Source organism: Hymenobacter sp. BT18, from assembly GCF_012273015.1.
GTDB lineage: Bacteria > Bacteroidota > Bacteroidia > Cytophagales > Hymenobacteraceae > Hymenobacter > Hymenobacter lutimineralis.
The window spans coordinates 912,354-934,485 of record NZ_CP050954.1 but is presented as its reverse complement, the minus strand read 5'-3'; the positions used below and the strand labels follow the sequence as shown (position 1 = coordinate 934,485).

The following is a 22,132-nucleotide window of genomic DNA, read 5'->3' as shown; positions in this document are numbered from 1 at the left end:
TGTGAGTTGAATGTGCTCCGCTTTGCCAATGTGCTAATGTGAGAAATGTGCTGATTATTAGCCTTTATTAGCACATTTACTACATTTCTCACATCAGCACATTCAACCACATCAACATCAGTCTTCAAGCGAGTTGGTGAGGAAAGTGTTTTTGAGTCCCAGCCACAGCAGCCACAGGCCCAGGCTCCAGGCTAGGTAGTAGCGGTAGTAATCGGTGGTGTTGCGGAAGCGGGTTTGCTTGATTTCGGACTTTTCCAGGCGGTTGATCTGACCGAAAACTTCCCGTAAGGCTTCGTTGTCGGTGGCGCGAAAGAACTGGCCCCCGCCGGCCGCGGCCAGCTGGCGCATGGTGCCCTCGTTGAGGCGGGTTTCCACGTAGCGGGGGCGGCCCAGCTCATCTTTGCCAAAGGGAATGGCGCCGTCCTGCCCAATGCCAATGGTATAGAGCCGCAGCCCGTAGGCATGGGCGAGTTGCGCGGCCAGCAACGGGTCGAGGTTGCCCGCGGTATTTTCCCCGTCGGAAAGCAGAATGCAGACTTTTGTGCGGCTTTTGGATTCGCGCAGGCGGTTGGTAGCCACGCCTAAGGCGGTTCCAATGGCGGTGCCGTCGTTGGCTATCATGCCCAGCCGCAGCTCAGCCAGGTTTTCGAGCAGCAGGTCGTAGTCGGTGGTAAGCGGGGTGAGGGAGTAGGCGTCGCCGGCAAATACCACCACGCCAATCCGGTCCCCGGCGCGGCCGGCCACAAACTCACGGGCCACGCGCTTGGCCGCCTCGAGGCGGTTGGGCCGCAGGTCTTCCAATTCCATGGACCCCGATACGTCCAGCACCAGCAGGATGTCAATGCCTTCCCCGGTCTGCACCACTCGCTCGTCGGTGCGCTGGGGGCGGGCCAGGGCCAGTAGGGCAAAGGCCAGACTGGCCAGCAACACCACATCGGGTAGAAAGCGCAGCACCGCCGACCAGTCGGTGCGCACCTGGCCAGCTACAAAGGCCACGCCCAGGCGCTGGCGGCGGCGGTGGGCCAGCAGCCAGCGCAGGGCAAACAGCAGCGGCAGGGCCGGAAGCAGCAGCAGCACGCGCGGCCACTCCCAGGAATACCCGGTAAGTGTGGAATAGCGCAGCCCGTCCAGCAAAGTCAGCATGTGCCCGGTACAGAGTAAGAATGGGAAGGTAGTGTCCGGCAAAGCTAAGCGCCCGCGCCGGAATCCCGCGGAGCTGTTCTGAGCGTTGGAGCACACGGTTTGCCGCTGCGGGTAGGCCAGGGTGTTGCTCAGGAGAGTTGTACTCCTGCCGCGGCCCGCTGGTACCGCTCTTCCGCAAAGTCCCGCAGCTGCTCGAAGGCTAGGTCAATTTCCGGCGACTCATCCTCGTCCAGCAGGTTGCCATAGATGACGCGGTCGGCCACGCGCAGGGCCTGACTCACGGCCGGGTGATGCTGGTAGTGGCTTTCTATTTCGCGGGTAGTAAGGGAGTTGAGGTTGCTGTCCTCGAGGCGGGTGAGGTAGTTTTTCCAGAGTGTAATGGCACGCTCCATATTGGTGATGGAGCGGGACAACGCAAACCGCTCGATGTGCCGGGCGTACTGCGCCAGAAAATACGCGTGGTTTTTCCGCAGCTTGTAGCGCTGATAGCGCAGGCGCAGGCGCCGCCGGAATACCAGCACCAAAGCCCCCGTCAACCCCAGCACCGCCCCAATAGCCGCCAGCCAGTACGGATAGTTAAACCGGGTTTCTACCGGTGCCAGTCCTGTGGTAGCCCGCAGCACGGGAGGCTGATCGGCGTCGACAGTGGGGGCCAGAAACCGTAAACGCACGGCCGCTGGTGCAGTGCGTACTACCAGGGAGTCGCGGCCCCGCAACACCAGCACGGGCAGGCTAAGCTGCTGCTCGGGGGCTAGGTCGAAGGTACGCAGGCGGTATACGGCGCGGTCCAGGCTCTGGCCCTGGCGGGTGCGGGTAGGCGAGTACTGGTGCCCTACGTACTCAAATGGCTTGAAGTCGGCGCTGGAGTCCGGGAAGATAACCTCCAGGGTCGGGGCATGCCGAAACGTCAGCTCGTACTCTACCACTGCGCCTACCTGCGTAGTGGGCTGGCGAAACCGGCCCACGGGTTGCGCGGATTGCCCCAGCGCCGTCTGCGCCAGCATGGTCAGCACACCTAACAGGATATGGCGGCTACCCACGGCTGCGTTGGTTGCGGCGCCGAAACAGGTTTACCAGCTGCGGCACGTAGTCGGCATCGGTGGCAATGGAGACAAACTCCGTGCGGTGGCGGCGGCAGATCTGCCCAATCTGCTCCCGGTTCTGCTCGTAGGTAGCGCGGTAGCGGGCCCGGAAAGCGGCCGAAGAGGTATTTACCCACATCGTGCGGCCAGATTCCTGGTCGAGCAGGGGCACAATGCCCAGGGGCGGAAACTCCCGCTCGCGCTGGTCGAGCAGCTGCACCACAATCAGGTCGTGCTTGCGCGCCAGCATCGTCAGCTCCCGCTCGTAGCCGGTGTCAATAAAATCGGAAAGCAGAATGACGAGGCTGCGGCGCTTTACCAGGGACAGCGCCTGCTTGATGCCCGCCGCCACGGCCGTATGGGGGGAGCGGGGCGTGAGGTCGAACAGGCCCTTGATGAGGGCGTAGGCGTGGCGGATGCCCTTGCCGGGGGGCAGGTACAGCTCTTTCTGGTCGGAAAAGGCCAAGATGCCGAGCTGGGCATCCTGACGGGTGGCCGTGAGGGCCAGCAGCCCGCAGATTTCGCGGCCCACGTCCAGCTTCTGCCGGCCCACCGCGCCCACCCGCTGCGAGGCACTCACGTCCAGGAGCAGCAACACCTGCTGTTCGCGCTCTTCTTTGTAGGTTTTGACGAAGGTGCCGTGGCCTTTGCTCGACACGGCCCAGTCGATGGCGCGCACCTCGTCGCCGTACTGGTAGAGGCGCACGTCGTCGAATTCCAGCCCCGTGCCCTTGAAAACGGAATGGAAGTTGCCCTGCAGCTGCGCGTCCACGGCGTGCCGAATGCGAATCTCGAAGTGACGCAGCTTACGGATGAGCTGCTGCAAGGGAGTGGCTTCTGGGGCCTTCATTCCGGCTAAACTAACGCATCTTCCTAACTTTGCCGCGTGAAACTGATTTCCGCTTGTGCTGGCGTGGCCCTCACGCTGCTGGCTGCCTGCCAGCGTCCCGAAGAAATAGCGCCTCCTACGCCGTTGGTGCCCAAACCTGAAATGGCCCACCTGCTGACGGAGATTCACCTGGCAGAGGTGCGGGTAGATGCGTCGCGGCTGACCAGCGACTCGGCGCAGGCGTTGTTTCTGCAGTACAAGGACAGCCTTTTGCGCCGACAGGGGGTGAGCGACTCGGCATTCGCCAAAAGCTACCGCTACTACACCATCCACGACAAGGATCTGGAGGAAGTGTACAAGCTGGTGCTGGATTCGCTGGAGGTCCGCCGCGCCCGCTACGGCCCGCTTAGTGCCCCAAATCAGGCTTCTCCGGCCTACCGCCGGCGCTAGTGCAGGCGCTGCCCGTTGGGCACGGGGGCATCGGGGCTGATGAGCACAATGGCCCCATCAGCAGCAGAGAAGCCCGTTACGAGCACCTCCGACATAAATGGCCCAATCTGCCGGGGTGGAAAGTTCACTACGCACACCACCTGGCGACCCACTAACTCGTGGGGTTGATAACGCAGGGTAATCTGGGCGCTGGAGCGCTTCTGGCCTATTTCGGGCCCTAAGTCTATCAGGAGCTGATACGCGGGCTTGCGGGCCTGCGGAAACTCCCGCGCTTCGAGGATGGTGCCTACGCGCAGGTCCACGCGCTCAAACTCAGCCCAACTCAGGGGCGGTGCTGCATCTGCCATATTCCTAACTTTTGACCGCAAGCTACACGCTGGAGCCGGGCCATGCCAAGCGCTTATTCCGGCAACGCGTAGGCACTGAGCTTCTCGAGGCGCTGCTGCACGGCAGTTTCCCATTGCTGTTGGCGGGCGGCATTCAGGCCGTGGTTGGTTTCCTGATCGTAGCGGGCCTCTTCGCGCTGCCAGGCCAGGAAAGCCACTTTGGTGTAGTTATTCAGCGCAGGTTGGAGCTTGTCGCAGTCGAATTGCATTAAGGCCAGCTTCTGGCGCATCTGCCGGGCGTGTACTTCGGTCAGGTCGAAGTGCACCTGCTCGTGGCGGAGCAACTGGGCGCTAGCCTTACCCGGCTCGCGCACCCAGGACTCAGTGGGGGTAAACACGGCCTTCACGGCAGCAGAAAACTTGAAATCCGAGCAGCCCACTTTCACGTCGATGTTGGCAGAGGTGAGGGCCGCGAGGGTGACCGGCGCACCAGGCCGGGCTTGGAAGTCGGCCCAACTCAGCGGCCGGCTCGCCGACCAAGCCAGGACAGGGGCGGGGGGAGAGTGCACGGGTACCGCTGTGACTGGGCTGGGCAAGCCCAGCCACAGCGGCAGCAAAGAAATCAAGGAAAGCACCATAGCAGGAACAGCGGAATAAGTCTGTTTCCGGGCTAACGCAACACGGGCGCTGGTTCGTTCATTGGTACGGCGCTAAAGCGGTTGAAACGCCACAGCAATACCCCCGCAACCAAGGTAAGGCCCGTGAGTAGTCCCGTCCATACACCTATTGCACCTAGATTAAATACAAAACCCAGGACATAGCCCAGAGGTAGGGCCACCGCCCAGTAAGCCAACAGGGCCACCACCGAAGGCCACTTCACATCTTCCAGCCCCCGCAGCGCCCCCAGCCCCACTACCTGCAGCCCATCCGACACCTGAAACAGGGCCGCAATGAACAGCAGCGTAGCCGCCTGACTTACCACGGCCGGGTTGTGGTTGTAGAGCGTAGGAATAAACGAGCGGCCCAGAATAAGCATCAGGCCCATGCTGCACATAAAGGCAAACGTGAGCAGGTACGCTGTGTACCCGGCCTGCCGGCTGCCCAAGGCCTGGCCCAGTCCCCGCTGCCGCCCTACCCGAATGGTGGCCGCCGCCGCAATGCCGCTGGCCGCCATATACGTGACGGAGGCAACGTTGATGGCAATCTGGTGCGCGGCCAGCGCCGTAGCGCCCAGCCAGCCAATCATAATAGCCGACATGCTAAATGCGCCTACCTCAAACATCATCTGCACGCCGATGGGTGCGCCGAGGTTTGCAAGTTTGCCAAGTACTTCCTGGGAGGCGCGCCAGGCCCCGGTGCGGTACTGCTGCAGCCGGGGAGCCCGCAGCACATACACGCCCATCAGTGTAGCCATGAGGATGCGGGCAATCAGAGTAGCCCAGGCCGAGCCGATCATGCCCATTTTGGGCGCGCCCCAGTTGCCGAAAACCAAAGCGTAGCAAAGCAGGGCGTTGAGCACGTTGGCCAGCACGGAAAGGTACATGGCCTGCCGGGTAAGCCCCAGACCTTCCGCAAACTGGCGGAACCCCTGAAAGACCATGAGCGGCAGCAGCGACAAAAACATGATGCGTACCCAGGGGGCAGCCAGCGCCACCACGGCTGCCGGCTGCTGCAGAAACTGAAGCAGCCAGGGAACTACCAAGCCAAATAGCGCCAGGAGCACGCCCGTGAGAGTACACAGCAGTACACCATTGACCAGCAGTTGACCAATACGGGCCACGTTGCGCTGCCCGTCGGCGGCAGCTACCAGCGGCGTAATGCCCATCGACAAGCCTAGGCCAAACACCAGCACGACAGTGCTGACGCTTACGCCCAGGGATACGGCCGCCAGCGGAATGGTGCCTAGCTGGCCTACCACCACGCTGTCGCACACGTTTACCAGGACGTGGCCCAGTTGGCTGATAACCACCGGGTAAGCTAGTAAAAGCGTAGGTTTGAAATGCGGGCGGAGGGAGGCAAAGGACATGGGAAGCGGGAAAAGCAGGGGCAAAGGTACAACCCGCAACTGCCCCGGCCCTCAGCTCTGCCGAATCTGCTCAAGTACGGTGCCGATCCTGGCTAAGGCTTCGGTAAGCTCCGCCTCCGAGGCTGCGAAGGACAATCGGGCATAGCCCGGGGCGTGGCAGGTGGCCCCGTCTACTACTTCTACCCCGCCGGCGCGGAGTTGCTCTACCAGCATGCCCGAGGCTTCGGTTAGGGTCAGGCCAGGGCGCAGGAAAGCCCGAAAATCAGCGAATATATAGTACGTGCCCGCCGTGGGCACGTAAGGCAGGCCCAGTCGCGTGAGGCCCTGCTGGAGCTGCTCACGACGCGGGGTTAGCAAGCGGAGCAGCTCTGCCCCGATGGTATCGGCAGCTTGGGTAGCAACTAGGGCCGCCAGTTGGCTGGGCACGGCTGGGGCGGCGGCTGTCTTACCCTGCCACTGCGCGCAGGCCTGGGCAATTGCCAAGGGCGCAACGAGGTAGCCAATGCCCCAGCCCACCAGCGCCAACGACTTCGAAAAGCCATGGATGACGACGTGCCGTTGGGCGGGGTCCGGAAAACCAAGCAGAGAGGGCACCGGCTGCCCAAACGATACCCGCTCGTAGATTTCGTCGCTCACCACCAGCACGTCGGGCCGCGCAGCCAGCACGGCCAGCAGGGTAGCCAACTCAGGAGCGGAGTAGATGCGGCCCGTGGGGTTGTTGGGGTTGGAGAACAGAACAACGCGCGTGCGGGGCGTGAGGGTTGCGGCCAAGGCCGCAGGGTCCAGGGCGTATCCATCCTCGGCCGATAGCGCCAGCGTGCGAAGAGTGCCGCCGGCCAGCCGCACCAGCTCGTCGAAGCCAAACCAGCTGGGCGTGAGCAGTAGCACCTCGTCGCCAGGCTGCAACGTTGTGCAAAAAAGGGAAAACAACGCCGCTTTGGCACCGGGCGTAATGACGACCTGCTCCGGCGAAACCGCAGGAAAGCGCTGAACCAGGGCAGCGCGCAGCTCCGGCAGGCCGGCTACGGGACTGGCATAAGCCCCCGGCTGGGCGAGAAGGCCGGGCAGTTGTTGTGCTACGGTTGCCGGAGCCGGAAAAGGCACGTAGCCCGAGGCAAGGCTGATAAGGGAAGAAGACAAGACGAGCAAGGTTAGCGTTACCGCCGAAAAGTAGCTATTCAGCAGCTGGCGCCAGCACCACATCTGCAAAGTACTGCCGCTCGTCGGTGAAAAAATGCTGCACTCGCAAACCAGCCGCCCGGGCCATTGCCTCAATCTGGGGCCGGGAAAACTTGTAGGAATTCTCGGTGTGAATAACCTCCCAGGCTGCGAAACGACAGGCGAAATCTGCTTCCGGAAACTGCACGGTTTGGGCGCGGCGGCTCACCAGGAAGGAGCGCACGGCTCCGCTCAGCGGGTCGTAGTCGGTGTAATGCTCCCAGGCCGTCAGGTCGAAGTCGGCGCCCAGCTCCCGGTTGAAGCGGTGCAGCAGGTTCAGGTTAAACGCCGCCGTCACGCCCTGGCTGTCGTCGTAGGCCGCCCGGATGATGCGCGGGTCCTTCTGCAGGTCAAACCCGATGAGGAGGCGGTCCGCGGGGGTGAGGTGGCTGGCCAGCTGCTGCAGGAAGTCTTGGCGGTCGGCGGGCAGGAAGTTGCCAATGTTGGAGCCCAGAAACAGCACTACTTTGGGCTCGTGGGTCTGCAGGCCCGACAGCGCCGAAAAATAGTCGGCCTCAATGGGCTCCACGCGCAGCTGGGGCAGCTCCTGGCTGAGGCTTTGGGCCAGTCCCGCCAGGGCCCCGCCCGAAATATCCACGGGCGCATAGGTAAATTCGGCACCCTGGGCCAACAGCTCCTGCAGCAGCACCTTGGTTTTGCTGCCGTCGCCGGCCCCCAGTTCTACCAGCCGGAACGGCTGTCCCGGACGGGAAGCCAATGTCTTGCCTATAGCTGCCCCCTGGCCAGTAAAAATGGCCATTTCGGTGCGAGTGGGGTAATATTCAGGCAGCTGCATAATCTGCTGAAAAAGCCGACTACCCTCGTCGTCGTAGAAGTACATCGAAGACAGCGTTTTGGGTTGGCGGCTCAGCCCTTCCCGCACGTGCGCGGCCAGGGCCGTCGTTGCGCTTGGGGCCTGGGCAGATGCGGAAAGAGCAGTAGAAGGAGCAGAAACAGAAGTAGGCATAAAGGAAAGCAGGGGAGGGGCGAGAAAGAAAAGAAACTACGCGGCTAACGGGCCAGACGCAGCCCCGTGAACTGCCAGCGCTTGTCGGCGTGAAAAAAGTTGCGGTAGCTCAGGCGAATATGGCTGGCCGGGGTGGCGCAGGAGCCCCCGCGCAGCACCAGCTGGTTCACCATAAACTTGCCGTTGTACTCGCCCAGGGCCCCGGCGGCCCGCACGTAGCCGGGGTAGGCGTGATAGGCCGAGTACGTCCACTCCCAGGCGTCGCCCAGCAGCTGGTGACAGCGGATAGGGTCGGCGGTGGGTGCCAGCGGGCGGGTATCATACAGGCCGGATTCCTGGAAGTTGCCCTCGGCTACATCGGGCTGAAAATACCGGGCGGCAATTTCCCACTCGGCCTCCGTGGGCAGGCGGGCCCCGGCCCACTGGGCGTAGGCATCGGCCTCGTAAAAGCTGAGGTGTGTAACGGGAGCCGCCAGTTCCAAGGGATGCAGCCCCTGGAGCGTGAAGCGCTGCCAGCCAGCCGGGCCCGACACCCAGTAGAGCGGCGCCTGCCACTTCTCCCGCTGCGCCAGGTCCCAGCCCTCGCCCATCCAGAACCGGAAATCCTGGTAGCCGCCGGCCTCCACAAACTCCAGGTACTCGGCATTGGTTACGAGTCGATTCTGCAGCTCAAAGTCGGCTACGTACACCGGGTGGGCGGGCAGCTCATTGTCGAAGCTGAAGCCTTCCTCCTGCAGGCCCAGGGTATGCACGCCGCCCGGCACGGCCAGCCACGTGACTGGTGGAGCCGGGGCAGCCGCAGCGGCCTTGGCCGGCTGGTAGGCAGGTGCCAGCGGGCTGGTGCTGAGGATGTATTTGATGTCGGTAAGCAGGAGCTCCTGGTGCTGCTGCTCGTGCTGGAGGCCCAGCTCAAAAAGCTCGTAGAAAGAAGCTGGCAGCGCATCGGCCTGGGCATCGAGCAGCAACTGCACAGCGGCATCCACGGCGGCGCGGTAGGCATACACATCGGCCAGCGCAGGGCGGGAGAGGGTACCCCGGTCGGCCCGGTTTACCCGGGACCCCAGGGAGTTATAGTAGGAGTTGAACAGGAAGGCGTAATCGGGGTGGTGCACCACGTAGCCGGGCTGGTATTCCTGCAGCAGAAATGTCTCGAAAAACCAGGTAGTGTGAGCCAGGTGCCACTTCGGCGGACTCACATCGAGCATGGGCTGTACCACAGTGTCCTCGGGCAAGAGGGGGCGGCAGATGGCCTCGGTTTGCTGCCGCACCTGGGTATAGCGGGTGGCCAGGGCAGCCGACGACAAGGCAGAAGAGAAAGCAAGCTCGGGCATGGCAGCAGGCATGGAAAGGCCGTAAGTACGGTGGTCTAACTCAGAAACGCCAGCCGGGGTTTTACTGCCGCTGCGGCCCAGCTTGGCGGGCTACCTTTGCGCCTCTTGGTTTCCGGTTTTTGTTTTGCTGTTTATGGCTCTGTACCTGCATTACTCCCAGCGCGCCCTGCGCTTCAACTTTCCGGCCCGCACCTCCCGGGGCGCCCTCACCGAGCACTTGGCCTGGTACCTGCACCTCTCCGATGACGCGCAGCCCGGGCGCACGGGGCTAGGAGAGGCTGCTCCGCTGGCCGGCCTGAGCCCCGATTATGGCCCCGGTTTCGAAGCTCGTCTGCAGCAGCTCTGCCAGGAGTTCAACGCGCAGTCCTTTGGAGCCGCGCTGGAAGCGGTGGTAGAAAAGCTGGTGGAGCCCGAATGGCCGGCCCTGCGCTTTGGCCTGGAAACCGCCCTGCTGGACTGGCAGCAGGGTGGGCAGCGCCAGCTGTTCGATACCCCCTTTAGCCGGGGCGAAGCGGGTATTTCCATCAACGGGCTGGTCTGGATGGGGGATGCGGAGTTTATGCGCGCGCAGATCCGGAAGAAACTGACGGAGGGGTACACCTGCCTAAAGCTGAAAATCGGGGGCATCGACTTCGCCACGGAGCTGGAGCTGCTCCGGCTGATTCGGCGGGAGGCCAGCCCCGCAGAGCTTACGCTGCGGGTAGATGCTAACGGCGCGTTCCGCCCGGCAGAGGCCCTGAGCAAGCTGCAGCAGTTGGCTGAATTCTCCCTGCATTCCATTGAGCAGCCCATTCAGCCCGGCCAATGGCCGGCGATGGCTTCCCTCTGCCAAAGCTCGCCCGTACCCATTGCCCTCGACGAGGAACTGATCAACCTTACCGACAAAATCCGGCAAACCGAGCTTCTGGAAACGGTGCGCCCGGCTTATCTGGTTCTGAAGCCAACTCTGCTGGGAGGCTTAGCTGCCACTAGTCACTGGATAGCCTTGGCCCGGCAACAGGAGCTGGGCTGGTGGCTTACTTCCGCCCTGGAATCAAACGTGGGCCTAAATGCCATCAGCCAGTACACCGCCCAGCAACCCACGCAGGGTATGCCCCAGGGCCTGGGTACCGGGCAGCTGTACCACAACAACGTGCCGGCTCCCCTGCGCATTGAGGCCGGCCAGCTCTGGTACGATCCAGAGAATCAATGGGTACTGCCTGAATAATTCGAGGGGAGAGGGCTGCGCGGAACTGCTTTTTTTGCTATATTACCCGACCCGCATGTCCCCTCCGAAATGTTCACCTGTTGGTTGCTTCGCCCACTGTTCTGGCAAGCATGGCTTTCCCGCCTGCTGGCCTGCGTGCTTTTATCCGGGGTTCTGACCGTCCCTGTGGTTGGGCAGCAGGCCAATTTGTTTAAGCTGGTTAATCCCCGGGCTCGCCACGTTATAGTGCCATTTGAGATGCAGCGCAATCTGATGATTGTGAAAGTGCGCTTAAACGGCAAAGGTCCTTTCAACTTTATGCTCGATACCGGGGTGGGCGTGAGTCTGCTTACCGACCCCGGCCTGCAGGCCGAGCTAGGCTTAAAAGTCGGGCAGCGGTTTCGGGTAGTAGGTGTAGGGGAGGAAGCCGCCCTGGAAGCCTATATTTCTAACGATGTGCGGGCGGAACTGGACGGTATTGTAGCGCCGAGCATGTCGCTGATGGTGCTGTCGGATGATGTGCTGGACCTCTCCAGCTACGTAGGCATGCCCATACACGGTATTCTGGGCGCCGATATCTTTCATAGCCTCGTAGTAGAAGTACGCCCGACGGAGTCGCGACTGATAGCCTATGAGCCCACGCGCTACCGGGCCCCGCGGAGCCGTCGGTGGGCCATGCTGCCGTTGTCCATGGAAGGCAGCAAATCGTACGTGACAACAGCCGTCACCTTCGCCGATTCCCTACAGCTGCCCCTGAAGCTGGTGCTCGACACTGGGGCCGGGCACGCCTTGTCCGTGGAAACTGGCTCAGATGCCCGCTTGCAGCTACCCGCGCAACGGCTTCGCTCCCAACTGGGGCGGGGGCTCAGTGGCTTCATCAACGGCTACCTGGGACGGGTGCAAACCCTGGAACTTGGGCGGTACCGGATTGCCAACCTGCTCACGTCATTCCCCGATAACGCCGAGGTGCATCAGCGAACCAACTCTGAACGCAACGGTAACCTGGGGTTTGAACTGCTCAAACGCTTCACGGTGGTAATCGACTATCCGCACAACCGCTTGCTGCTGAAGCCGAACGAGCTGTTTAAGGACCCGTTTGAGCACGACATGTGTGGCCTGGAGCTGCTGGCCACCGGCGAGGACTACCGCAATTATATTGTGCTGAAAGTGCAGCCCAATTCGCCCGCTGCGCAGGCCAAGCTGGTGCCCGGCGACCAGCTTGTGTCCATCAATCTGCTGCCGGCCAGCGTCTTTTCGCTAACTCAGATCAGCCGCATGCTGCATTCTTCGGATGGCCGTCAGCTCCTGCTAGTGGTGCGCCGCCCCGATGGAGAGCTATACACGGCCACTATCCGGCTCAAGCGGCAGATCTAATGGCGCTAGGCCGCTTTCGGCAATTTCGCTACCTTACCTGCCCACCTTCGTCTGCCCCTGACTGCCCGATGCCCACGGCCTCTTCTACTACGCTGCCCCAGCCGCCGCCCGCCATTCAGGCTAATCAGCACATTTACTCCGATTATTTCGACGAGGAGTTTGCCCGTACCCTGGACGAAAACATTCTACAACTGCTCGACCGGGTGTGGTTTCGTTCCAAGCTGGTGGGCTTCGAGGATTTTCCGCAGCCTAATAACCCCGAGCGGCCGCTCATCTTTGCCTCCAACCACTCGGGTATGGCCTTTCCCTGGGATGCCATGGTGGCCCTGGCGCACCTGTTGCGCGAGCTGCGCGTGCCCAGCGACCTGCCCCGGCCCCTGTCGGCGCCCTTGCTCTCGCAGTCGGTGCTCATGAACCCCTTCCTAGTAAAGGACTTCTGGAAGAAGTGCGGGTGCGTAGACGCCACCACGCTCAACTTCGAAACCATGATGTACTACCAGGACCACAACCTGATGCTCTACCCCGAAGGGGTGCCCGGCATCGGGAAAGGGTTCAACCGGAAGTACCAGCTGCAGCGCCTGGCTACCAGTATCGTGCGCCTAGGCATCCAGCACCGCACCGATATCGTGCCGTTCTACACCATCAACGGCGAATACCTGAATCCGTACGCCTATAGCTGGGACTGGATCAACAACCTGAGCAAGAAGATTGGTATTCCCTTCCTGCCCCTCGGGCCCATCATCCTACTAGTGCTGCTGCAGCCCTGGTGCTTCTACATGGCGTTTCCGGCCAAGCTCACCTTTGTCCTGGGCCAGCGCATCCGCCCCTACGAGCTTACGGACAAAGCTCCGGAAGACCTTACCCGGGAAGACTACTTGGCTTTGAGCGAGCAAGTGCGCCAACGCATGCAGGTAGAGCTGGATGCCGCCGTACAGGCCCATGGCCAGCAGCCCTACCAGTGGCGGGAGCTGTGGCAGCGTATGAAAGAAAACCGCCAGTACTTTCCGTTTTTCCTGCCCTGGGCCTGGCCGGCGCTGTTTCAGGAGTTTGAGCGGCAGTACGTGCGCCACGGCCGCCGCGACTTCCGCCTGAACCTCAGCGCCCCGGGAGCGTGGTGGCGCATGGTTTGGCGGAATCCATTCACGCTGGCGTTTTTCATTCCTATTCTGGGTTGGATTCCCATTGCCATTCGCGGTTACCGCGGGCATCAGCTCGGAAAAAAAGCCCCCAAAAAAGCACCGCTGGGCACGAAGCCTTAGCCACAACGGCCTTGGTGGCCATACCCAAAAGATCTGATTGCGTATAGCAACCAGAAACTGCCGGTAAATGCGTATTTTTTGACGCAGCCCGCGCTGCTTCCGCCCTTCTTCTGCTTTTCCAGCCCGGCAGCTGCCCGCTTCGCCCGGCAAAATTCCCCGTTTGCATGCCTTCCCCCCAACACTTGCTGCTCAAGCAGCTGCTAGCCGCGGCTACGCCGGCGCTGGCCACTTCACGCCCGCGGCTGGCCAACGTCCGCCTGGCTGCTGAGTTCAGCTCGCTGCTGCAGTTTATGCCCTGGAACGTTTTTCTGGAGGACGTCGACGTGGATGGTATGGCCGCGGAGTGGCTGCGCCCGGCCCAGGCCGATAACAGCCGGGCACTCCTGTACCTGCACGGGGGCGGCTACGTGCTGGGGTCGTTAAACACGCACCGCAGTTTGATTGGAACCTTGGCCCAGCGCTGTGGCCTGCCGGCTTTCACCATTGATTACCGCAAAGCCCCGGAATACCCGTTCCCAGCCGCCCTGGAAGATGCCCTGGTGGCCTACCGCTGGCTGCGCGGCCAAGGATACCCCGCCGAAAACATCATCGTGGCAGGAGACTCCGCCGGGGGCGGGCTGGCCCTGGCCCTGGCATTGAGCTTGCGCGAAGCCGGCGAAGCTCAGCCCGCCGCCATTATTGGCCTTTCGCCCTGGACGGATCTGGTATTGCCGGAGCGGGTCTTGCGCGAGGTGTGCCAGGAGGAAACCCAGTTGCTGGAAGCCCTGCAGATCCGCGACTGGGGCACGCACTACGCCGGCGCTACGCCCCTTACGCACCCCTTGGTTTCGCCAGGCCAGGCCGAGCTGCACGGTTTGCCCCCCTTGCTTATTCAGCTCTCCGATGCCGAAGTACTCTGCGATGACGGTTTAAATTTTGTGGAAAAAGCCCGCCGGGCCGGCGTGCCCGTCACGCTACAGGCTTTCCAGGGCTTGGTGCACTGGTGGCATTTGTTCTGGCGCGTGCTGCCCGAGGCGCGCCAGGCCCTCGACGATGCGGCCGGCTTTGTGCGCGGTATCTGGGCGGCGCAGGCGGCGGCGGGGGCTACGCTGCAAGCTGCCCGCCGCACCGCCAGCCGCAGGGGAGCGGCCCAGCTGGGGCGCATGCGGGCCCAATCCTAAGAGAAGGATTGAGGATTTAAGTTGTAGCAGAAAAAATCTTTCTACTCACTTCCAACTATATAGCCTTCTTTTCGTAGGTTTGCAAAGTAGTAGGCTTGCATACTATTTCGGATGTGCCTGGCCGCTGCCGTGGTTGTTCATTTTCCTCTTTCCCTAACCCTTCAGTCCCATGGAAGACCTGTTTAAAAAAGTCATCAACGCTGGCGTTGGCTTTGTTTCGCTCACCACCGACCGGGTGCAAACCACTATCGACAAGCTGGTGCAGGACAGCAAGCTGTCGGAACAGGAAGGCCGCAAAATCATGGACGACCTGAAGAAAAACGCCGATACCAAGCGCAAGGAGTTTGAAAAGCAGATTTCGGGCGTAGCCGCCAAGGTGCTGAAAGGCGTGGGCGTAGCTCCCAACGCCGACCTGGAAGACCTGAAGCGCAGCGTGAAAGGCACCAAGGCTGCTTCGGCTCCGGCGGCTCCGGCCAGCAAGAAAGCAACTCCGGCCAAGCCCGCCGCCAGCAGCGCTACCAGCAAAGCGGCTGGCACGGTGAAAAAAGCCGCCGACAAAACCAGCGCCGCCGCTGGCAAAACGCAGAAATCAGCCGCTGCCAAAGCCGGTGCCGCCAAGAGCGAAGCCGACAGCACGTCGTCGGCCTCGTAGTTTTAAGCCTCCCGCCTGGGGTGGGAGAAACCTAAGCAAAGCCAGCGCCCCTAGTGGTGCTGGCTTTGCTGTTGTGGGGTCGGGCCAACGCCGTACTTTGCAGTTCTGATTCTCTTCTGCCCTTCCTCCTGGCATGTTTAAAAATACGATATCCAATCTGGGCCGCATCCGGCAGGTAGTGGAAGTGCTGGTGCGCTACGGCTTCGAAGACGTAGTAACCAGTACGGCCCTGCGGCGCCTGGTATCCAGCAAGCGTCGCCTGACCTGGCAACACGCCGAGCGCCCCGTGTTTGAAACCACGCGCTGGGAGCGGATTCGGATGATCATCGAGGAGCTGGGACCCACCTTCATCAAGCTGGCCCAGGCCCTGAGCAACCGCGCCGACCTGTTGCCGCAGCCGCTGATTGACGAGTTTGAGAAGCTGCAAAGCAATGTGCCCCCCTTCCCGGTGGCGCTGGCCCGGCAGATCATCGAGCAGGAGCTGGGGCAGCCCTTGGAAAACCTGTTCAGTGATTTTGAGGAAGTGCCCCTGGGCTCGGCCAGCATTGGGCAGGTGCACAAAGCCAAGCTGCTTACCGGGGAAGAAGTGGTAGTGAAAGTACAGCGCCCCGATGTGCAGGAAAAAGTGCGCACTGACCTTAGCTTGCTGCACGAGCTGGTGCGCCTGACCAGCGGCTTCCTGCGCAAGCAGGGCTTGGCCAACCCCGAAGACATCGTGGATGCTTTTGAGCGGAGCATGACCCGGGAAATGGACTACACCTCCGAGGCCCGCAACTTGGAGCAGTTTCGCAAGCTCTATGAGCAGTACGAAAGCTTCTACATTCCCAAGCCCTTCCGGGAAGTCAGCACCACCAAAGTGCTGGTGATTGAGTTTGTGGCCGGCTGCAAGATTACCGACAAGGCCCAGCTGCAGGCCTGGGGCTTGAACTCGGAAAAAGTGGCCGAAACCGGCATGGATATCTACCTCACCCAGATATTCGAGTTTGGCCGCTTTCACGCCGACCCTCACCCCGGCAACGTGCTGGTGCGCCCCGATGGCACCATCGTGCTCATCGACTTTGGCATGGTGGGCAAGCTCACTAAGCAGCAGAAATATGCTTTTGCGGGCGTGTTCATTGGCATGGCCCGGCAAGATGCCCGGGGCATGGCCCTAAGCTTCCGTCGCCTGGCCCTGACCAGCGACATTCCCGACATGCGCGCCTTCGAGTCGGACCTAAGCGACCTGATTGAGGACTTCTCCACACTCGATGTGCAGGACATGAGCATGAGCGACCTGGCCGATGCCTTGCAAGAAGTCATCTACAAGTACAAGCTGCAGGTGCCCGGCGCGGTGTTCCTGATTCTGCGGGCGCTAGTGATTCTGGAAGGCATTGGCAAAGTGCTGCACCCCCGGTTCAATACCTTTGAGTTTGTGCGGCCCTACGGGGCGCGCATCATTGCCGAGCAGTACTCGCCCGAGAACATCCTCAGCGAAGCCGAGTACACCGGCACCCAGTTGCTGGCCTTGCTGCAGACCTTTCCGGCCGACATCCGCCAGATCATGCGCAAGGTCTCCCGGGGTGATTTGCGCGTGAAGGTGGAGCTGAGCGGCTACCTGTTGCTTTTGCGCAAGGCCGACCAGCTGGTCTCCAGAACGATTATTGCCCTGTTAGCCGTGGCGTTTCTGCTGTTTTCGGGGCTAAGCTTGCTGGGGCGCTACCCGACTACCATGCCCTACTACCGCGGCCTACCCGGCATCACGTGGTGGGGGCTGGGCATCACGGCATTTCTGCTGCTGGTTCTCCTCATTTTAGGTACCCGGCGGGAGCGAAAAGCCTAGCCAATACCCACCCCGGACGCTCCGTAAGGCACAAGCCTTGTATAGGAGTTGGGCCGGCTGCGTATCTTCGCCCCGCGTACGGTGATGGATTTCCACCGCGAACCGCCGGGGCCAGTTGCTCTGCGCTGATGATTCCTACGAAACCGGCCAGGCAAACCTGGCCGGAGTGCTTCATCCTACACTGCGCACTATGGCCCGTTTCCTTTTTGCTTTTCGCCGATATTTGGCTTCTATGCGCTTGGCTGGTGCCTCAGCGGTAGCTATTCTGTTGCTGCGCTGGGTCCTGATTGGGGGGGGGGTAGGCGTGCTGGCGGGCTCGGCATCGGCGTTCTTCCTGGTGTCGTTGGATTGGGTTACGCACTGGCGGGAAACGCATCCGTGGGTAATCGGGCTGCTGCCCGTAGCAGGCTTGGTAATTGGGTTGGCATATCATTACTGGGGAGAAAGGGCCGGGCGCGGCAACAACCTCATCCTCGAAGAAATCCATTCGCCCCGCACTGTCTTGCCCCTACGCATGGTGCCCCTGGTGCTGGGCAGCACCCTACTGACGCACCTGGTGGGCGGGTCGGCGGGGCGGGAGGGCACGGCCGTGCAGATGGGTGGGGCCTTGGCCGATCAGCTTACCAAGCTACTCCGGCTGCCACCCCCGGAGCGACGCCTGCTGCTAATTGCCGGCATGAGCGCGGGCTTTGCTTCTGTGTTTGGCACACCTCTGGCCGGGGCCGTCTTCGGGCTGGAAGTATTTCTGCTGGGCTCCATGCGCTACGATGCCGTGCTGCCAGCCTTTCTGGCCGCCGTCAGCGCTGACTTGGTAACCCGCGGCTGGGGCGTGGGGCACACGGCCTATCCGCAGCTGACTAATCTACCCCTCACGCCGCTGGGCTTCGGTTGCACGCTGCTGGTTGGGGTCCTGTTTGGCCTGGCGGCCCGCTCCTTCGCTACATTCACGCATTGGATAAGTCAGCAGTTTGCCCGCCTTCAGTATGCGCCGTTGCGGCCCGTAGTAGGCGGGGGGCTGTTGCTGCTCATCCTCTGGGCCTTTGGCACAACCCGCTACCAGGGGTTAGGTATTCCGGTTATTGTAGAGGCATTCCGTGCGCCCGCTGCCCTCACCGATTTCGCCTGGAAGCTCGCTCTCACGGCCCTCACGCTGGGCAGCGGCTTTAAAGGCGGGGAGGTAACGCCGCTGTTTTTCATCGGGGCTACTCTGGGCAGCGCGCTGGCCCTGGTGCTACCGCTGCCAGTGGCCCTGCTCACGGCTATGGGCTTCGTAGCCGTTTTCGCGGGCGCGGCTAATACACCGCTGGCTTGCACCCTTATGGGCCTGGAGCTGTTTGGGGCCGGCGCCGCTGCGTACCTGGGGCTGGCCTGCGTGGTAGCCTACCTGTTCTCCGGTCATCGGGGCATTTACTCGGCCCAGATTATTGGGGTGGGGAAGCACCGGCGGATGGCGCGGGAGCAGGATAATCCCCGGACTGATGTATAAACCACCCGGACCGACTGCCCACATCTGGCCGGAATAGCTGTTTGCTGGCTTGAGCCAATGCGCCTGGTGTGCTTTTGCCGTATCATAAGGAAGGAAATCAGAAGTCTAATGGAATATTCGGTAATCTGCTTATTTAAAGATAATTGATTGCGGTTGGTAGCGCTAAACATGGGGTTGTAATGTCCTGCGGCAACTAATTCTGGGATGGTTGCTGCTGGCGGCTACTGCCAATTTGCGGGCTAGATGCTGATCATCAGCCTCAGTTGATATCCTTACTGCGCTGCCATGCAAGCAACCACTACTTTCTTCGTTGGCCTGCTTACGCTCCTGCTGGGGCTACTGGCCATGACTCCCTTACGGGCACAGAGCCAGGAAAACGGTTCATATCCGGTTCAAAAACGCCTCACACTGGCTACTACCCGCTTGCCAGAAAGCAAAGCTCAGCTTCGCGACTTCATCCGGCGCCGGGCCCGGCAGGTAATCAAGCAAGAAGAAAGCCCCAGCCAGCTGCAGGCCGAGTTTACTTTGCCCCGCCAGCTGCTCCCTGCCCTGGACTCAGTGGCAGATCGGCTGGGCTACCAGCATGAGAACAACCTGAATGCCCAGGACCTGACGGCGCACCGCCAGCAGCTTGCCGACGAGGTGGCCACTGAGGCTGCGCTCCTGCGCCGGCTGGAAGACCAGCTGGCTGGCACCTTAGCCGCCGCCGACCGCCCGGCCTTACAGCAACAGGCAACGGCCGCCGAAACTCGCCTGCGCACGTTGCGCCGCGAGATAACCAGCTACCAGGCCCACGACTCGCTGGCCTATGTGGTGGTGCGTCTCTATGATGAGGTAAGCTTCCCCAATGGCAACCACAAGATTTCCTTCGTGAACATGCCGGGCGTTGAGTACGGCTACCTGCGCCTCGACAACCCGAAGCCGGGCCTCACCAGCACGGCTTACCGCGGCTACGCCATCAAATACCACTTCACGCGCGGGAAAAGCTACTTCAACCTGGGCGTGTATAAGCCCACTACTTCCAATAAAACCGACTCAGCTTTCGTGAATGAGCTGTTTGTCATCAATTTTGGCCAGGACTTTTATCCCCACAACTTCGGGCGGGGGCGCCGGCGTTACCTCAACCTGTACACCAGTTACCAGGTGGGGGGCTTCATCCTCAACCGCAATGACGACCAGCGCAACGAGTTTATTCCAAACCTAAACTTGGGCCTGGGCCTGGAGCTGCTCAAAACGCGCCACGTACTGCTCGATAACAAAGCCAGCTACTTTATTCCGCTCTACAAGCGCAGCCGCGACCTGCGCGGACTGCTTTATCAGGCGTCGTTTAGTTTCGTGTTCTAGAAAATTAAGCGTCCTGTGATTCGGCTTCCAGTAGCACCTTCTGCTGTTTGTGTTGGTTGAAGCCGACTACTTCCACGCCCAGCGCCCGGCCCAGAAAGCAGCCGATTCGGACCGCATGGTCGTACTTACGGGTGCTTGTGACAATGGCAGCCTGCTGACTGCCGGGTACCGATAGAAGAATAGTGTATCGGCTGTCTTGGTCGTATTCCAGCCCGCCACCTTCGCCGGAAGAAACAATGAAGTCGGAGAAATACCGCACGACCATGCGTTGCGTGGGCGGCAGTACCTGCCACGCCCCGAAATTGAGGCCGAGCAGCTGGCTCCCCACCCGGTAGTGCCGGTGGTGGCTATCCAAGGTCAGTGTTTTAGCGCTGGTGCCAGCCACTACCGCCAGCAGTACGCTGCCTATTGCCAGGGGCGTCAGTTGGTGATAAAAACAGAAAACCCCCATGCCCAGAAACAGGGCCATGGAAAAGTAGTTGGGCGACGTTAAGGTAAAGGTGGCGGGCTTCTTACGGTTCATTCGCTGATTAAAGAGGCTGGAATAGGGGTAGATATAGCGTTGCCTTACAACGACAAAAGCCGCCACAACTCGTGCGGCGGCTTTCGTAATGTTAAGTGAATCAGCGGAATTACTGCAGCTGCATGTCCGCAATGATGGCTTGAATCTTCTCGTCGGCGCGGCGGTTGGCCAGGTCGAAATCCACCACGGAAGCCAAGGGCTGCTTTACGCTGAAATAGAACTTGATTTTGGGCTCAGTGCCGGAGGGGCGGGCCGAAATCTTGCTGCCATCTTCGAGGATAAATTGGAGCACGTTGGAGCTTTCCAGGCCAGTAGGCAGCTGCTCGCCGGTGTGCAGGTTGCGAATGATGCCTTGGCCGTAGTCGCGCAGCTCCGTTACGGGCAAGCCGGCAATGGTGCGGGGCGGGTTGGCCCGCAGCTCGCGCATCATTTCCTGGATTTCCTCGGCTCCGCGCTGGCCCTTCTTGGTCAGCGAAATCAGGTGCTCTTTGTAGAGGCCGTAAGTGGCGTACATGCGCTGCATTTCCTGGTAAAGGGTGTGGCCCTGGTCTTTGGCTACAGCCGCCATTTCGGCGATGAGGGCGCAGGCCGATATAGCATCCTTGTCGCGCACGAAGTCACCAATCATGTAGCCGTAGCTTTCCTCGCCGCCGCCGATGTAGGTTTGCTGGCCTTCCAGGTCCCGGATGATGCCGGCAATGTACTTGAAGCCCGTCAGCGTCTGGTAGGCCTTCACGCCGTGGCGGCTGGCAATATCACCCAGCACGTCGCTGGTTACGATGGTGTACACGATGAAGTCCTGCTCGGTCATTTTGCCGGCGCGGGCGCGGGCCGAGAGCAGGTAGTGGGTGAGCAGCGCCGCCGTTTGGTTGCCGTTCACCAGCACCCACTCGCCGTGGTTGTCTTTCACGGCCATGCCTACGCGGTCAGAGTCGGGGTCGGTGGCCAGCACCAAGTCGGCATCCAGGGTTTTGGCTTGGTCGAGGGCCAGCTGCATGGCTACTTTTTCCTCGGGGTTGGGCGACAGCACCGTGGGGAAGTTGCCATCGGGCGTGGCCTGCTCCTGCACAATATGCACGTTGGTGAAGCCCAGCTGGGCCAGTGCCTGGGGCACCAAGGTGATGCCCGTGCCGTGCAGGGGCGTGTACACAATTTTCAGGTCGTGCTGGCGCTGAATGGCCTCGGGGTTGATGCTCAGCTCTTTTACCTTGGCCAGGTAGGCGGCATCCAGCTCCGCCCCGATGTGGTGAATGCGGGAAGCATCGGCCTGGAAGCGCACATCATCGACGCTCTGAATGGCGTTGACTTCGGTAATAATGTTCTTGTCGTGTGGGGCTACTACCTGGGCCCCATCGTTCCAGTACACTTTAAAGCCGTTGTACTCTTTGGGGTTGTGGGAGGCCGTCACCACGCAGCCGCTCTGGCAGCCCAGGTGACGAATGGCAAATGACAGCTCCGGCGTGGGCCGCAACGCCTCAAATAGGTATACGGTGATGCCATTGGCCGAGAAAATATCCGACACGAGTCGGGCAAACTCGGGGCTGTTGTTGCGCGAGTCGTGGGCTACGGCCACCTTGATTTCCTGGCCGGGAAACTGCTGCACGAGGTAGTTGCTGAGGCCCTGCGCCGCCATGCCCAGAGTGTAGCGGTTCATGCGGTTGGAGCCCGCACCCATAATGCCGCGCAGGCCGCCGGTGCCAAACTCCAGATTGCGGTAAAAAGCGTCGCTCAGGGCTTCTTCCTGGTCGGCGTCGAGCAGCTGCTGAATGTTGGCTTTGGTTTCGGCGTCGTAATTACCGGTCAGCCAGGTGTTGATTTTGTGTTGGAGTTCGGTTGAGAGGGCCATAAACTGGTGGGAGCTTGCAAAAACGCTATTGACGAGCCAAAGGAAAAAGAAGTTGTGCAAAAGCCTGCACGGCCGGTGCCGCCGCTAAGGCCGGCAAAGTGGGAAATAATT

20 protein-coding genes and 1 riboswitch are annotated in these 22,132 nt (G+C 61.2%); of the genes, 9 read left to right on the top strand and 11 right to left on the bottom strand.

The genetic code is table 11. The features are described 5' to 3' along the window. Positions 1–117: 117 nt before the first annotated feature. The 3 genes from HER32_RS03855 to HER32_RS03845 all read right to left on the bottom strand — a co-directional run bounded on the left by HER32_RS03855 (position 118) and on the right by HER32_RS03845 (position 3,075). Positions 118–1,143 (bottom strand): vWA domain-containing protein, encoded by a 1,026-nt coding sequence (locus HER32_RS03855; protein WP_168680677.1) that lies wholly within the window; start codon positions 1,141–1,143, stop codon positions 118–120. A 128-nt stretch (positions 1,144–1,271) separates the two neighbouring features. Beyond that, the gene (locus tag HER32_RS03850) at positions 1,272–2,183 is read right to left on the bottom strand and encodes a hypothetical protein (protein WP_232066360.1); all 912 of its coding nucleotides are present in this window, start codon (positions 2,181–2,183) and stop codon (positions 1,272–1,274) included. Then, positions 2,176–3,075, bottom strand: coding sequence for a DUF58 domain-containing protein (locus tag HER32_RS03845; RefSeq protein WP_168680673.1), 900 nt, complete (start codon positions 3,073–3,075; stop codon positions 2,176–2,178). The genes HER32_RS03850 and HER32_RS03845 overlap by 8 nt, the downstream gene beginning before the upstream one ends. Before the next feature lie 36 nt (positions 3,076–3,111). On the opposite strand from HER32_RS03845, the gene HER32_RS03840 reads away from it, so the two are divergent. Beyond that, positions 3,112–3,504, top strand: a complete 393-nt coding sequence (locus tag HER32_RS03840) for a DUF4296 domain-containing protein (protein WP_149069001.1) — start codon at positions 3,112–3,114, stop codon at positions 3,502–3,504. Here the strand turns inward: HER32_RS03840 and HER32_RS03835 are convergent. Genes HER32_RS03835 through egtB form a run of 6 tightly spaced genes read right to left on the bottom strand, consistent with a single transcriptional unit; the run spans position 3,501 to position 9,372 of the window. Beyond that, positions 3,501–3,851 (bottom strand): tRNA-binding protein, encoded by a 351-nt coding sequence (locus tag HER32_RS03835; protein ID WP_149069002.1) that lies wholly within the window; start codon positions 3,849–3,851, stop codon positions 3,501–3,503. The two genes, HER32_RS03840 and HER32_RS03835, sit on opposite strands and share 4 nt — an antisense overlap. Positions 3,852–3,904: 53 nt before the next feature. Next, positions 3,905–4,468: a DUF922 domain-containing protein gene (locus HER32_RS03830; RefSeq protein WP_168680671.1), complete on the bottom strand. Its 564-nt coding sequence runs from the start codon at positions 4,466–4,468 to the stop codon at positions 3,905–3,907. Between the two features lie 32 nt (positions 4,469–4,500). Then, a complete protein-coding gene (locus HER32_RS03825; RefSeq protein ID WP_168680669.1) occupies positions 4,501–5,856 on the bottom strand; it encodes an MATE family efflux transporter in 1,356 nt (451 codons plus the stop codon). Positions 5,857–5,907: 51 nt separating this feature from the next. Continuing rightward, the gene (locus HER32_RS03820) at positions 5,908–6,996 is read right to left on the bottom strand and encodes a pyridoxal phosphate-dependent aminotransferase (RefSeq protein WP_168680667.1); all 1,089 of its coding nucleotides are present in this window, start codon (positions 6,994–6,996) and stop codon (positions 5,908–5,910) included. 34 nt (positions 6,997–7,030) lie between these two features. Next, the gene (egtD, locus tag HER32_RS03815; protein WP_168680665.1) at positions 7,031–8,041 is read right to left on the bottom strand and encodes an L-histidine N(alpha)-methyltransferase; all 1,011 of its coding nucleotides are present in this window, start codon (positions 8,039–8,041) and stop codon (positions 7,031–7,033) included. A 44-nt stretch (positions 8,042–8,085) separates the two neighbouring features. Beyond that, a complete protein-coding gene (gene egtB / locus HER32_RS03810; RefSeq protein ID WP_197748869.1) occupies positions 8,086–9,372 on the bottom strand; it encodes an ergothioneine biosynthesis protein EgtB in 1,287 nt (428 codons plus the stop codon). 133 nt (positions 9,373–9,505) lie between these two features. Between egtB and HER32_RS03805 the strand changes: the two genes are divergently transcribed. The 8 genes from HER32_RS03805 (at position 9,506) to HER32_RS03770 (ending at position 19,652) form a co-directional block, all read left to right on the top strand. After that, the gene (locus HER32_RS03805; protein WP_168680661.1) at positions 9,506–10,579 is read left to right on the top strand and encodes an o-succinylbenzoate synthase; all 1,074 of its coding nucleotides are present in this window, start codon (positions 9,506–9,508) and stop codon (positions 10,577–10,579) included. 237 nt (positions 10,580–10,816) lie between these two features. Continuing rightward, a complete protein-coding gene (locus HER32_RS03800; RefSeq protein WP_168680659.1) occupies positions 10,817–11,932 on the top strand; it encodes an aspartyl protease family protein in 1,116 nt (371 codons plus the stop codon). Positions 11,933–12,000: 68 nt separating this feature from the next. Then, entirely contained in the window at positions 12,001–13,191 is a 1,191-nt protein-coding gene (locus HER32_RS03795; RefSeq protein WP_168680657.1) for a hypothetical protein, read from the top strand. 164 nt (positions 13,192–13,355) lie between these two features. Continuing rightward, positions 13,356–14,351 (top strand): alpha/beta hydrolase, encoded by a 996-nt coding sequence (locus HER32_RS03790; RefSeq protein ID WP_168680655.1) that lies wholly within the window; start codon positions 13,356–13,358, stop codon positions 14,349–14,351. A gap of 169 nt (positions 14,352–14,520) precedes the next feature. Then, positions 14,521–15,003, top strand: a complete 483-nt coding sequence (locus tag HER32_RS03785; protein ID WP_168680653.1) for a phasin family protein — start codon at positions 14,521–14,523, stop codon at positions 15,001–15,003. 133 nt (positions 15,004–15,136) lie between these two features. After that, entirely contained in the window at positions 15,137–16,822 is a 1,686-nt protein-coding gene (locus HER32_RS03780) for an ABC1 kinase family protein (RefSeq protein ID WP_168680651.1), read from the top strand. Positions 16,823–16,893: 71 nt separating this feature from the next. Then, positions 16,894–16,967: riboswitch (Fluoride riboswitch) on the top strand. A gap of 87 nt (positions 16,968–17,054) precedes the next feature. Next, entirely contained in the window at positions 17,055–18,308 is a 1,254-nt protein-coding gene (locus tag HER32_RS03775) for a chloride channel protein (protein WP_168680649.1), read from the top strand. A gap of 285 nt (positions 18,309–18,593) precedes the next feature. Beyond that, entirely contained in the window at positions 18,594–19,652 is a 1,059-nt protein-coding gene (locus HER32_RS03770) for a hypothetical protein (RefSeq protein ID WP_168680647.1), read from the top strand. 4 nt (positions 19,653–19,656) lie between these two features. Here HER32_RS03770 and HER32_RS03765 read toward each other — a convergent pair whose 3' ends face one another. Both HER32_RS03765 and HER32_RS03760 read right to left on the bottom strand, forming a co-directional pair. Continuing rightward, the gene (locus HER32_RS03765; RefSeq protein WP_168680645.1) at positions 19,657–20,175 is read right to left on the bottom strand and encodes a hypothetical protein; all 519 of its coding nucleotides are present in this window, start codon (positions 20,173–20,175) and stop codon (positions 19,657–19,659) included. 109 nt (positions 20,176–20,284) lie between these two features. Beyond that, positions 20,285–22,021 carry a phospho-sugar mutase gene (locus HER32_RS03760; RefSeq protein ID WP_149069015.1) on the bottom strand — a complete coding sequence of 579 codons (1,737 nt, stop codon included), beginning with the start codon at positions 22,019–22,021 and terminating at the stop codon, positions 20,285–20,287. Between the last annotated feature and the right edge of the window lie 111 nt (positions 22,022–22,132).